This is a genomic window from Capsulimonas corticalis, assembly GCF_003574315.2.
In the GTDB taxonomy this organism is placed as follows: Bacteria; Armatimonadota; Armatimonadia; order Armatimonadales; family Capsulimonadaceae; genus Capsulimonas; species Capsulimonas corticalis.
In genome coordinates this window covers 236,050-249,100 of the sequence record NZ_AP025739.1, presented here as the reverse complement: position 1 = coordinate 249,100, position 13,051 = coordinate 236,050, and the positions used below count along the sequence as shown (strand labels likewise).

Annotated in this window: 11 protein-coding genes; 7 read left to right on the top strand and 4 right to left on the bottom strand. The window is 61.3% G+C overall.

Annotated features, from left to right (window positions below; genetic code table 11):
• Nucleotides 1-4 precede the first annotated feature (4 nt).
• Nucleotides 5-769: a hypothetical protein gene (locus tag D5261_RS01185; protein WP_119320132.1), complete on the bottom strand. Its 765-nt coding sequence runs from the start codon at nucleotides 767-769 to the stop codon at nucleotides 5-7.
• A 451-nt stretch (nucleotides 770-1,220) separates the two neighbouring features.
• On the opposite strand from D5261_RS01185, the gene D5261_RS01180 reads away from it, so the two are divergent.
• Complete coding sequence (locus tag D5261_RS01180; protein WP_165863997.1) at nucleotides 1,221-3,113, top strand: glycoside hydrolase family 10-like protein; 1,893 nt, start codon at nucleotides 1,221-1,223, stop codon at nucleotides 3,111-3,113.
• A gap of 33 nt (nucleotides 3,114-3,146) precedes the next feature.
• On the opposite strand, the gene D5261_RS01175 is transcribed toward D5261_RS01180, so the two are convergent.
• Nucleotides 3,147-3,695, bottom strand: coding sequence for a hypothetical protein (locus tag D5261_RS01175; protein WP_119320130.1), 549 nt, complete (start codon nucleotides 3,693-3,695; stop codon nucleotides 3,147-3,149).
• Between the two features lie 137 nt (nucleotides 3,696-3,832).
• On the opposite strand from D5261_RS01175, the gene D5261_RS01170 reads away from it, so the two are divergent.
• The 4 genes from D5261_RS01170 (at nucleotide 3,833) to D5261_RS01155 (ending at nucleotide 9,012) form a co-directional block, all read left to right on the top strand.
• Nucleotides 3,833-5,866, top strand: coding sequence for a glycoside hydrolase family 15 protein (locus tag D5261_RS01170; RefSeq protein ID WP_119320129.1), 2,034 nt, complete (start codon nucleotides 3,833-3,835; stop codon nucleotides 5,864-5,866).
• A gap of 16 nt (nucleotides 5,867-5,882) precedes the next feature.
• Complete coding sequence (gene pgeF, locus D5261_RS01165) at nucleotides 5,883-6,731, top strand: peptidoglycan editing factor PgeF (protein ID WP_165863996.1); 849 nt, start codon at nucleotides 5,883-5,885, stop codon at nucleotides 6,729-6,731.
• Nucleotides 6,732-6,795: 64 nt separating this feature from the next.
• Nucleotides 6,796-7,326 (top strand): hypothetical protein, encoded by a 531-nt coding sequence (locus D5261_RS01160; RefSeq protein WP_119320127.1) that lies wholly within the window; start codon nucleotides 6,796-6,798, stop codon nucleotides 7,324-7,326.
• 30 nt (nucleotides 7,327-7,356) lie between these two features.
• Complete coding sequence (locus D5261_RS01155) at nucleotides 7,357-9,012, top strand: sensor histidine kinase (protein ID WP_119320126.1); 1,656 nt, start codon at nucleotides 7,357-7,359, stop codon at nucleotides 9,010-9,012.
• A 131-nt stretch (nucleotides 9,013-9,143) separates the two neighbouring features.
• On the opposite strand, the gene D5261_RS01150 is transcribed toward D5261_RS01155, so the two are convergent.
• On the bottom strand, nucleotides 9,144-9,539 hold the full coding sequence (locus D5261_RS01150; protein ID WP_119320125.1) for a hypothetical protein: 396 nt from the start codon (nucleotides 9,537-9,539) through the stop codon (nucleotides 9,144-9,146).
• 101 nt (nucleotides 9,540-9,640) lie between these two features.
• Here D5261_RS01150 and D5261_RS01145 point away from each other — a divergent pair, with 101 nt between their 5' ends.
• Both D5261_RS01145 and D5261_RS01140 read left to right on the top strand, forming a co-directional pair.
• A complete protein-coding gene (locus D5261_RS01145; RefSeq protein WP_119320124.1) occupies nucleotides 9,641-10,063 on the top strand; it encodes a hypothetical protein in 423 nt (140 codons plus the stop codon).
• Nucleotides 10,064-10,066: 3 nt separating this feature from the next.
• Entirely contained in the window at nucleotides 10,067-10,987 is a 921-nt protein-coding gene (locus tag D5261_RS01140) for an ABC transporter permease (RefSeq protein WP_119320123.1), read from the top strand.
• Between the two features lie 79 nt (nucleotides 10,988-11,066).
• Here D5261_RS01140 and D5261_RS01135 read toward each other — a convergent pair whose 3' ends face one another.
• Entirely contained in the window at nucleotides 11,067-12,551 is a 1,485-nt protein-coding gene (locus D5261_RS01135) for a S10 family peptidase (RefSeq protein WP_119320122.1), read from the bottom strand.
• Between the last annotated feature and the right edge of the window lie 500 nt (nucleotides 12,552-13,051).

Here is a 13,051-nt window from a genome sequence, read left to right as displayed (position 1 = left end):
GTTATTATCGATACGTACGAAATCGTTCTGATGATGCAATCAATTGACCGATCTGCGTGGATAAGTCGGGTTTTTGGCTGGATCTCTTCGGTGGTTTAGGCATAAATAGACCCGACGTTGAGATATAAACGCCGTTGCTCAAGGGTTTGATGAACCGGTCGGAGCACAAATCGACGACACTCGAAATGAGAGCATCATCGAAGAATTGATTGGAAAGATAAAAGTCATGGAATGCATAACTCTTTGGATCGCGCCGAAGGTCCATAGGGCACTCAAGACTGCATTCCATGGTAATCGCTGCGTAGGCGGGGGCAAGTTGTTCGACGATCGTGATAAACCGTCGGTAGGCCTTAGTCGCCAACGCATGGGACTGGAGCGTTTCGAAGTCGAGCTTATCTCCCGACGCCCAAATCGCGACAGGGTGATTGTCTCCCCGGGATGCGGCCCATTCAGAGATTCCTGTCACGGTCACGAGTTCTGGCGCGCCGCGAGTGAGGCCGCTGGCGTTTGTGATGGGGACTTGGACGAGACGCGAATCTGCGACGGCCTTGATCGCCCGCAGGTCGTCGACTGAGGCAATTTCGATCTCCTCTTTATATTCGTCCGAGGAGAAACCAAACGGCTGCTGATTGATATTTGGCCCGCGATGGATGAGCGCCTTGCCGGACAGCTTGGCTCCGTTTTCGATCAGGCAGTCTATCAGGGCAACGAGGAAATCTTGCTCATTTTCGTCCTGATAGAAGTTCAACTCAAGGAATGGGCCGTTCATGGTTATCTTCAGTTTACCTGACGCCCAGATCGATCACAATTATTTCCAAATAGGGATAAGAAAGGCTCAAATTACGGGGAATGTGGTATATAAATACTAAGCATTCTTAAAAGTCCCGGAGTGGTGTTTACGCACCGCTCCGGGGGCAGCCCGTTACTTGACGAGATGACAGATAGCCGCAATTAGTGATGTAATCGCAGTAATCCACTTGATGGCGACGTAAAGCCGCCGTTGTTTCGTTCTAGGCAAGGATTTCACCTCCTTTCCTGTGAACTAGGAGGCCAGTCGTTTCAGCGGCTGGCCTCTTGCCATTTAATATACCTCACGAAAACCGCACGCCTGTTCGAGACGCCTCTCTCGATTTTATTTCACGCCTGCACGGTTGACCGGCTTCCCCCGACGTTGCTATAATGTTCCTAATTCCCTCGCCCCGTTCAAGGAGCATTCCGCTGTGCCAATCGTTCGTCTTGTTTCCCTCTTCGCGGGCGTGATCGGCGCCGCAGGCTGCGCGGCGCAGCCGGCTGCGCCGCCTGTGGCTGCTTCTCCCAAAGTTTCCGTGCGTGTCGCCGCTGCTGTTCCGGCGCCGATTGCCGCGTCGCCCTCGCCAAAACCCGTGGATCCGCCCAAGCCCGTTCCGCCGCCTCCGCCGCGTAAGGATTACGGGCCGCAGCGGCCGGAGCTGCGGGCGTTCTGGGTGGATGGGTTCAATGACGGATACAAGACTCCCGCGCAGTGCGATGCGCTGCTGGCGCGGGTGCGGCAATTGCACATGAATGCGGTGTTTGTGCAGATGCGCAAACGGGCGGACGCCTATTATCGATCGTCGTATGAGCCGTGGGCGGATGACGACGCGTCGCACTTCGACGCGCTGGAGTATTTGATCGAGCATGCGCATCAAGCGGGGCTGCCTCGCGTTCAAATCCATGCCTGGGTGAACGCCTGCGCGGTGGGCGGGAACAAGGGGCCGCGCGCGCTGCCGAAGCTCCATCCCGACTGGATCTCATTGTCCGACACGAAGGAAATGTTCGATTCGGAAGTGACGAAGATCGATCCCGGCAACCCGGCCGCCGCCGACTGGACGGTTCGGGTGTACACGGATATCGTGCGGCATTACGATGTCGATGGGATCCATATGGACTTTATCCGTTACGGCGGCGCGGACAAAACCGTGGGACACTGGGGATATAACCCCGTTTCAGTCGCGCGTTATAACGCCCGCTATGGGACGACCGGGCAGCCGGTATGGAGCGATGAGCGCTGGAAACAGTGGCGGCGCGATCAGGTGACGGCGCTGGTGCGGAGGGTTTACGCCAGTGCTGTCGCGGTGCGTCCGAAGGTGATCGTGAGCGCGGCGACGATCTGCTGGGGCAAGGGGCCGGAGAGCGACGCCGAATACGAAGCCAAGAGCGCCTCGTATCAGGGCGTCTTCGCGCCGTGGCGAGACTGGATGCGCGAGGGCATCCTGGATCTGGACTGCGGCATGACCTACATGAATAGCGGCAGGCATCGGGACCATTGGCGGCAGTGGAACGCGTTTCTGAAGGACCATCAGTACGGGCGGCGGGCGGCGATGGGGACCGCGATCTATATGAACTCCATCCCGGAATCGCTGTGGCAGATCAACGAGACGCGCGCGCCGTCGATGAGCGGCGCCCATCTGGCGGGAACGCTGCTCTATTCCTACGCCAGCACCACCGCCGACGCCTCCGCGCCCGACGGCGTCCTGCAATATGATCCCAAGTTTTATGATGCGCTCGGCGAATCGGCGTTGTACAAAAAGGATGTCGCAATCCCGCCCATGCCCTGGAAATCACATCCGGAGACGGGCGTCGTGCAGGGGACGCTGCTCAGTCCGGACGGTCTCGCGCCGCGTGACGGCGCGGTGGTGACGCTGCGCCGCGCGCATGGCGGACGCCGTCAGGCGCGCGCCGATGGGAACGGATTCTTCGCGGTGATCGGCGTGACGCCCGGCGCTTACTATGCGTCCTGGGAGGACGGCGGCGTCAAGACCGATCTGGGAACCGTCCATGTCCATGCCGGGGAGACGCTGAAGATCACTCCGGGACTGCCGCGTCGACCGATCGCGGGAATTGGGAAAGTCGCTGACGGGCAGAGCGTCACGTTCGTCAACGCCGTCGTCACCAACGGCTCGGCCCGGCTTGGCGATGTCTTTTACGTTTCCGATCCGGGAAGCAAGGCGCTGGTGCGCGTGGATGCGCCGGGGCTGATTCCTCCGACGGTGCGCGGGGATCTGTTAGCGGTGGAGGGGACGGTCAGCCACGAGGGAGCTGTCCCTGTGGTGAAGGCGTCGGCGGTGCGTTGGCTGGGAGCGCTCCGAGACTGATGTCTCAGGGCGCCGCCCCATGTCGTCGACGGGTCAGTGTGAGGGCGCGGCCGGAGCGGTCTTAGCGTCCGCGCCGCTGAGTTTGGCGTTGCGCCAGCGCAGGCCGATTTCGATGCCGACCAGGCACATCCCAATCCAGAAGAGAGTCAGAAGCCCCTGCATCGCCTCCAGCTTCGGATCGATCTGGCCGGGCTGAAGGTGGCCGTGCTGGCTCACCAGACGCATGCCCCAGGGGATCGAAAGAGCGACGAGGTTCAGCGCGAACGCCATGCCGCCGCCGGCGAGGAACACCTGGCGCTGCGAGTAGCGCCGCGACACCGTCTCTCCCATCACAATCCCGCCGACCAGATAGGCCGCCGGATCGGCGAACAGCGCCATTTGACGGTTAATGTCGTTGGAAAGCTGCTGGTAGAGGGAGGTCGAGGGCAGCGTGCTGGTGTAGTTGTAACTGACCAGATCGAAGAATGTCCGAAGAGGCGACGTGGGATTCAGATATTCGACGATAAAGTAAATGAGGCTGACACACAGCGCGCTCAGCGCTCCCAAAGTGATCGCCAGCGCCATGGGGCGTCCGGCTTCCATTGCCCGAGTTTTTCGCGCTTTGCTCATACCATATTATGACAGAACCGCCGGCTTGCGTCAACAAACCGGCGACGAAGTCACGTGGTATAATTGAGCCATGAGAGGGCGGCGCCGGCTTACGCCGCGCTGAACAGCATATGCCACGCGACATTCCGATTGCCAACGGCAATCTTTTGATAACCTTCGATTCGCGCTATACGCTGCGAGACGTTTACTTTCCCTATGTCGGTCTCGAGAACCATACCCGTGGGCAAGCCTGTCGATTTGGCGTGTGGGTAGACGGGCAAATGTCCTGGATCCACGAGCCCTCCTGGCAGAAATCTCTCAAATATGAGAACGATACGCTGGTGACGGAAGTCACCGCGACGCACTGGGGACTGGGAATCCAGCTCAAGTGCCATGACTGCGTGGACTTCGACCGCGATCTCTATGTCCGCAAGGTCGAGATCGAGAACCTGCTGCCGATGCCGCGCGATGTGCGGCTGTTCTGGCATCACGACTTCAACCTGTGGGCCTCCTCCGAAGGCAACACGGCGTACTATGCGCCCAACCTCCAGGCGATGATCCACTATAAAGGCAAGTGCTGGATGTTGGCGAATGTGTGCGTGGACGGCGATCCGCCCAAGTTCGGCGTGCGCCACTACGCGGTCGGCGTTTCCCGCGCGCATGGCGCGGAGGGGACGTGGCGCGACGCCGAGGATGGCGTGCTGGAGCGAAATCCGATCGCGCAGGGCGCCGTGGACAGCACGATCGGCGCGCATATCCAATTGGACCGCACGGCAACTGTCTACTACTGGCTGGCGGCAGCCGAAGATTACGCGGGCGTCAAGCTGATCGATGCATTGGTCAAAGAGCGCGGCGCGGAGTTCTTTATCCACCGGGTCCGCACCTACTGGAATCGCTGGGTCAACAAAGATGACATCCCCTACGGCGACCTGCCCGATTCGATTGTCACGCTTTACAAGCAATCTCTGCTGATCCTGCGCACGCAGATCGACAACCGGGGCGCGATCCTGGCGGCGAACGACAGCGACTATCTCGACTTCAACAACGACACCTATTCCTATATGTGGCCGCGCGACGGCGCTCTGGTGGCCTACGCGCTCGATCTCGCCGGCCAGCCCGACATTACCCGGAACTTCTACAACTTCTGCAAGGATGTTCTGCTGCCCGAAGGGTACTTGCTGCACAAGTATAACCCGGACAAGTCGCTCGGCTCCTCCTGGCACCCCTGGACCGACGGGGAGGGCAACCCGCAGCTCCCCATTCAGGAGGACGAGACCGCGCTGGTGATCTGGGCGCTCTGGGAGCACTACCAGCGGTATCGCGACGTCGAATTCATCCGGACTCTTTACTCGCCCCTGATCCGGCGCGCCGGCGACTTCCTGGCCTCCTACCGGGACACGCATACGGGCCTGCCGGGCGCCTCCTACGATCTGTGGGAAGAGCGGCACGGCATCCATACCTTCACGGTGGCCGCCGTGTGGGCCGGCCTGAACGCCGCCGCTCTTTTCGCCGAAACCTTTGGCGACTTCGAGCGGGTGGAGACATTCAACACGGCGCGCGATGAGATCAAGGTCGCCGCCGCCAAGCACCTATGGGATCCGGAGCGCGAGCGTTTCGTCCGGCGCATCACCATCGACCGGGCGACCGGGGCGATCGACGCCGACGTCAATATCGACAGCAGTCTCTACGGCGTCTTCCAATTCGGCATGTTCCCGGCCGACGATCCCATGGTCGTTTCCACCATGACCCAGATCGAGCAGCGTCTCTGGTGCCGCACCGACATCGGCGGCGTCGCGCGCTACGAGAACGATTACTACCACCAGGTCAGCCAGGACGTCGCCAACGTTCCCGGCAACCCCTGGATCATCTGCACCCTCTGGCTCGCCGAGTGGTATATCGCCAAGGCCAAGAGCCTGCCAGACCTGTCGCGCGCCTTAGAAATTCTGGACTGGGTCCGCAAGCACACGCTCGACTCCGGCGTGCTCGCCGAACAGCTCCACCCCTACAGCGGCGGCCCGATCTCCGTGTCGCCCTTGACCTGGTCGCACGCCACCGTGGTCATGACCGTCCGCGAATACATCGCGAAATTAGATCATCTCTGTGAGGCGGCGACCAAAGAAGCGCTGCTCTCGGGCGAGATGGATCTGTATGAGATGGCGGAGTAGGGGAAGAGGAGCGCCAGTGTTAGGATTAATCAAAGCGCCGTGGAAGCGGGCGAATGTGGGCGATTTGCCGGTGTATCAGGCGTCGACGATGTCCTGGCTGCCGGGGGTTGTCCAGGGCTTCACCACGCGTCACGGCGGAGTCAGCATCGCGCCGTATGAGCGCTTGAATCTGGGCGGGCATGTCGGCGATGACCGGGACCATGTGCTGGAAAATCGGCGGCGGCTCTGGAGCGATCTTGGCTATGCGGAAACGCAGGTCGCGATGGCGGAGCAGGTGCATGGGGATGTGGTGGAAGTGGTGACGGCGGGAAGCTTGACCCCGGCGCCGGGCGCGGATGCGCTGGTGACCGCCGTTCCCGATGTGCTGCTGATGCTGTACTTCGCCGACTGCGTTCCCGTCTATTTCGTGGATCCGGTGAAGCGGGTGGTGGGGCTTGCGCATGCGGGCTGGCGCGGGACCGCCGCGAATATCGCGGCCAAGACGCTGCAAACGATGGAGCGGGAGCTGGGATGCCGCCCCGACGGATGCGTCGCCGCCATCGGCCCGTCGATCTCCGCCGAGAGCTACACGGTTGGCCGGGATGTCGCCGATGTCTTTCGGAACTTCGCGCGGGGGCGCGACGTGGGCGCGGCGACCGCTGTGACGCCCAGCGATGAGTTCGCCGGCAAATTCCAGCTGAACCTTCGCCAGATTCTGTTCAGCCAGCTGCTTGCCGCCGGCATGAGGCCGGACAGCATCGCCGTTTGCGGCGAAGACACCTGTCGCAACGGGCGTGATTTCTTCTCCTATCGCCGCGACGGCGTCACGGGCCGCATGGCGGCGTACCTCGGTGTTCGCAGCTCCCTTGCTCCCCCGGCTCGCTGACCGTGCTTCCCTTCTTGACAGTCGCGGCGATATCTCGTATCATGAGAGCGACAGGAGTAGATTTATGAAGCTCGCAGGACCCATCGTCGTTATCCTTGTTCTCGTGGCCGCCCTTTCATTCTTATCCAAGGGCATGCAGCGCAACGCCGTTGCGGACCATGATGAGGACGCGCCGCAGCAGACGTCAGACACCAAGAAAGACACGCCAAAGACGCCGGCGCCGGCGCCGCTCGCCCAGGCCGCGCCTCCCGGAACGGACCCCATTCCGGCGGAGGAGCAGATCGGCGATCCCAAGACCGCCAAGCATAAAGTCGTGGTCGGCTGGACTTATACTCCGGACAACCAGGCGAAGACCGAAGCGCTCCAGCAGACTCTCACGGCCGTGCGCCAGATGGCGCAGCAAAGCCACGGCGCCGTCAGCGTGCAGATCGTGAACCTGGACGTTCCCGCCGCCGACCGCTCGCCCGCCGCGAAGTCCGTGAGCGAACAGGGAATTATCGTCGACGGAAAATCCGTAGGAATGGACGATAACCCCGGTTCCGGCAGCACGATCCCGCCGCGCGTCTTCCCCGCGCTGTCGGCGCTCGCGCACTAAGAACCGCGATTCGCGGAGAGCTTCGTCCCCATGCGCATCCTGGCGTTCTTACTGGGCTTCTATCTGTTCGCCACGACCAGCGCCCTTGCGTATCTTTCGCTTCGCAGCTGGCTGCACTACGCCGCGCATGGGACGACCCGCGCCCTCTGGCGCCAGAGCCACTGGCGTCACGCCTGCCGCTCCGCCGGATTCGCCTGCATTACCGTCGCCGCCCTGATCTCCGCCGTCAGCGACAGCGGCCAGGGCGTTCATCTCGTCGATCTGGTCTCCATGACCCGGATGGGCGGCTATGTGCTACTGCTCACCAGCACGCCGCGCCGCCTGCGCCGTCGTCCCCTGGTGAGTCTGGCCTTTTCCCTGCTGCTGCTCGGCGAAGCGCTCTTACTGCTCAACGCCAGCGGCAGCCTGCCCCGGTACCTCGCCGTGGCGAACGGCTACCCCGTGATGTGGCTGCTGGCGATGGCCTCCATGGATATCGGCATGTGGCTGCTCTGGCGCTGGCTCACCCGCACGGTGCTGCGCGTGCGGCTTACCGACAAGTTCACCCTCGCCTTCTCCATGTTCAGCGTGCTGCTGATGCTGATCGTGACGATCTCCGTGGCCGCCGTTATCCAGCTCAGCCTGCGCGATGTCGCGGGGATCGATCCCGCCATCGTCCAGGCCGCCTACCAGAACCTCGACCGCCCGCTGATCGTGCTGTTCGTGGCGATCGTCGCCAGCAGCGCCATCGTCTCGTTCTTCCTGGCGCGCCGCCTCATCGAGCCCGTCAACAAGATGGGCGGCGCGCTGCGCCGGATCGGCAAGGGAGATCTGGACTATCGCCTGCGGGGCGTCCACAGCCGCGATGAGATGCAGGACCTCGCCCACGAGCTCAATCGTATGGCGCAGCGCCTGAAAGAAGGCGACGCCCTGCGCGCCGAGTTCGTTTCCTTTGCGTCGCATGAGCTGCGTAACCCCCTCACCGCTGTCAAGGGCTTCATCGAAACTCTGGATTTGATGGACACGCCGCAGGGCGCGGGCGTCTCTCAGGAGGAGCGCGCGGAGATCTACGGCATCATCAAGGGAGAGTGCGATCGTCTGCTGCGCATGACAAACGAGCTGCTCGACAACAGCCGCGTGGAGGCCGGCCGGCCGGTCGTGATGCATGTGCGCACCTTCGATGTCCGCAGCCCGGCGTCGAAGGTGCTGGAGATCATGCGCGCGCACACGAAGAAGCACCGGCTCTTCCTCACCGCTCCGGAGCAGCCGGTGCCGGTCGAAGGGGATATCGATAAGTTCGAGCAGATCCTGATCAACCTGCTCAGCAACGCGATCAAATACTCTCCGGAGGGCGGCCTGGTCGAAGTCATTATCGACGATAAGGGAACGTCCGTGGAGATCAGCGTGTGCGACGAGGGGATGGGGATGACGCCCGAACAGGCCGAGCATGTCTTCGACAAGTTCTACCGCATTCAGGATGTCGCGAGCCCCAGCGGCAAGTCCGCCATGCCCGTTCTGGGGACCGGGATCGGTCTCTATCTGACGCGCGCCCTGGTGAACGCCCACGGCGGCACGATCCGCGTCAAGAGCACCCCCGGACAAGGCTCAGCATTCACCGTCACCCTGCCGAAGACGCACCACGTCCTGGTCAGCCAGCCCCTGCCGGCGCCGATCGAGGGAACGGGCAAAGTCGCGCGGGCGACGTGAGGGAACCCATCCCCTCAACTCGCTTGAGCTCGTTTTGAATTTGTCCAGGGAGGGGTCGCGCGAAGCGCCGGAGCGGGTTTGTCCTGGAGGGGCGCCCGGAGGCCGGGGGTAAGTCACCCAGAGGGGATGTCCTACGCTTCCTGCTTTGCCGCCTTCACCGTCTGCGCCACTGCGCTGGCGAACTTCGCGGCTGTTTGCGCCTGCTGAAGGATTGGGCCAAGGTCGGCCTCGCGCAGTGAATCCACGGCGACTTTCGCCTCCGCGACGGTTGCTTGCACGGCGTGAACCGCGACCAGGCCGGTCGCGCCGATGCGCTTCACGCGGACGGTTTCCTGCTGCACGATCCCCTTGCCGGCGACCGTCAGGTTCTTCACAGACGCGGCCGGACGCGAATAAAGCTTCTTTCCGTTGCCGACGACTGAGTTTTTTATGTGAACCGCCGTCGCGCCGAGCCAGATCAGTACGCCAACGAAGCCTAAAAATGCTAAAATAAGCAATACGTCTGCAACATTGGAAAGGGTGTTCATAGTTTCGATATTCTCCGCAAGCAGTCTACCCCAGAAGCCGGCGCCGCCAAACGGCCGGGGAAGCGAGACGAGACTATGTTACCCGAAGAGGAATACGCATTATGTCAAAGCCGATCGCGGAAAAAGACCGGGCGACCGTGGTGGACCGCGAAGCAGTCGCCGCCGACGCCAAATCGCAGCTGTTTTACAATCACTACCGGGGAATGACCGGCGTCGTCGCCAAGATCTACGACGACGGTACGGCGGCGGTGGATATTGACCCCATCACCCTGCCCGAGACCCTGCGCGCCCGCCATACCGAGGGCTCGGAAGCGCAGCGCCAGAAGTGGCTGGACGGCCTCTCCGACGAGGCGCGCAACCGCCTGAGCGCCGCCGAAAAGAAGTTTGCCCTGCGCTACACCATCCTGGTCGCCGTGACCGACCTGATCCCGGCGACCGGCGAGCCGCAGCGCAAGAGCCTGGAAGCGCTGGAGCTTGAGGAAGAGCGGCATCTGAGCGAGATCAAGAACAAGAAAAGCGCGTAACGCATGACCGCGCTGATTCTCACCGGACTGCTCATTACCGGCGTCCGCCTCGCCACCCCGCTGCTGCTGGCCGCGCTCGGGGAGGTGATGGCGGAGCGCGCGGGCGTCATCAATGTCGGCATCGAAGGCATGGTGCTGGCGGGCGCGCTCGCGGGCTTCACCGTTTCCTACCACACCCATTCCCCCTGGCTCGGCGTGCTGGCCGCCATCGCGGCCGGCATGGCCCTCGCCCTGCTGTTCGCCCTATTCGCCGTGCGCCTGCGCGCCGATCAAGTGATTAGCGGCACGGCGATCAATATCCTGGCGCTCGGACTCACCGGCGTCCTGTTCCGCGCGCAGTTCAGCCAGAGCGGCGCCAGCGCTGTCGCGTTCGAGCCGATCGCGATCCCCGGACTGCACAAGCTGCCCGTGATCGGCGCCGCCTTTTTCGAGCAAAACATCCTCGGATACTTAAGCTGGCTGCTCGTCCCCGCCTGCGCGCTCTTTCTCTCCAAGACCGTCGCCGGCCTTCGCCTTCGCGCCACCGGCGAATACCCCGAAGCCGCCAGCGCGAGCGGCGTCCGCGTCCCTCGCGTCCGCACCCTCGCGATCCTCTGGGGCGGCGCGCTCGCCGGCCTCGCCGGCGCCTATCTGAGCATCGCCTACACCAACGGTTTCGTCGAAAACATGAGCGCCGGCCGCGGCTTCATCGCCCTCGCCGTCGTCATCCTCGGCCGCTGGCGTCCCGCCGGCGTCCTCATCGCCGCCCTCCTCTTCGGCCTCGCCAGCGCCCTGCAATACCAATTCCAGGCGTCCGCCTCCCACATCCCTTATCAATTCTTCCTCGCCCTGCCGTACTTGCTGACTCTGCTTGCGCTGCTTTTGAGAGGGCGGGGGCGGTTCGCCGCGCCAGCGGCGCTGGGGGAAGGCGCGCGGCAGGGGTAAAGGTAATTGGCTTTGCACATACGATAATCCGGTGTGTATTCCGGTATGGTGAATGCAGATACTAATTCAATAAAGCGCCTTAAACGTAATACTCCCGCACCCAGTCGCGGAAATCGGCGCGTGATTTGTCCCATGTGTAGAACATATGACCGCCTTGAAAATGCTGGATGAAGAGATTTTCTCTTTGTTCCGGCAATAGCTTCATCTGTGCGGCAAGGCGTTCGGACGAGAAGTAGGGCGTCACCATGTCGTAGTAGCCGTGGGTGATGAGCACTTTCATGTGCGGATTCACGCTCATGGCGTAGCGCAAATCGTCCACGGCTCCCGCCGGAGCATCAAAGGGGTGGTTCTTGCCGTCGCGCTTCCATTCATTGTTGACATCATAGTTCAATATCTCGTACTTACGGTTGGTTTCGACATTCAGGTCGCTGCGCAGCAAGTGATTGATGCCGCTCACGAAGAGGCGCTGCGAACCGGCCAGTCCCGGCTCCGGCGCTTCGTTCCATTCACGATCGGGAAATGGATCGATTGCGGTGACCGACGCATCGTAAAAGCTGAGAGTTTTCTGTTCGGATTTTAGCAGCTCGCGAGCAAAGCGCCAGAAGGGCACCCTGCCATGACCACGGGATACCAGATCTTCGGAAAGTCCCAAGAAATCCGCGACTTTGGCGAATACCTGCTGGCGTACCTCTTGCTTATTGGCTGTTCCTATCAGCAGAGCGTGCGCCAGTTCTCCCGTGGCGAAGGCTTCGATCACTTCGCGCTGCGCCTCAATCGGTTCGTCGCCCTTGAGAACTCGCGAATGCCTGTGGTATGCCGCCGCCAAGGCCATGGCGCAGAACTGATCCACGTAGGACTGGACATCATAATCGTTCGCCTGTAGCAGAGAAAATTCTAAGGCGGGGGAGATGGCGATCGCCGCCGTCAGCCCTACTCCATGGATTTCCTGTAAGCGGCGGGCGAGTTTTGCGCTGCGAAATCCACCGTAGCTTTCGCCGGCGATATAGATCGGAACATCCCAGAGTTTATGCTTTGAGAGGAACCGTTCGATAAACTCGCCCAGCGATTCCAGATCGCGCTCCAGCGCGTAGAATTCCTTTTCATCGACTGTTTTCGATGGATCGGGTTTGTCTTTCTCATCCGGCTTCTCTTTGGGTTCAATGGTGCGGCTGAACCCAGTTCCCACCGGATCCACGAAAACAAGATCCGTGAACTCAATCCAGCTTTCGGAGTTCTCGACAAGTCGGGTTGGCGGGGGAAGCATCACGCCGTTCGGGCCAAACGCGACGCGCTGCGGACCAATTCCGCCGATGTGCAGATAGGCGGACGCGGCCCCGGGACCGCCATTGAAGACAAACGTGACCGGCCGACGGACTTTCGCATCGGCGACCTTGTAATAGGTGTGAAAGATTTCGGCAGCAGGTTTCTCCTTTTTGCGCAGGACGATCCATTCGGCCGCCACATCGACCTCAACAGCCTCGTTGTCGCCGTTACGCCACACTATCCTTTTGCTGCTTCCAGACGGCGCTGTGTATTCTTTCACTTCAGATGTTTCGGTGCTCATAGGGTTGTTTCTCTTAATGGCGGAATTATGAAAAGCGGACCGTCGCTCCCAGGGATTGTACCTGTGAAGGAATGCACACACTCACTTCGCACCAGAATGTTACAACGCCTCGGTCAACAAATCCTCAAGCGCCGCATTTTTATGAGCTTCACCTTTATCGCAGCATTGTCGACCAGCATTCGGCTATACTGGCGACCACGATCCGGCGGCGCTGGAAGAGGGACGCGGCAGGGGTTAAGCGTCAACCAGGCGTTACTCGCGTGGTACAATGCAACTATTGCGGCGCTTCTCGGTCTCACTTGATAGAAACCGCCTCGCTGAAATCGATATGAAGTCCTCCACCATGTTTGCTGGGGCTGTCGATTGTTTGTGGGACTGAGTTCTGACGATTCCCATATGAGTGAGGTTTCCATGGTAACACGCACCTCGGTAGCAATATTGGTGTTAAGCACCACGATCGTTTACGTCAGCCTTCTTGTGGCGTTCTGTCGCAAAAATGC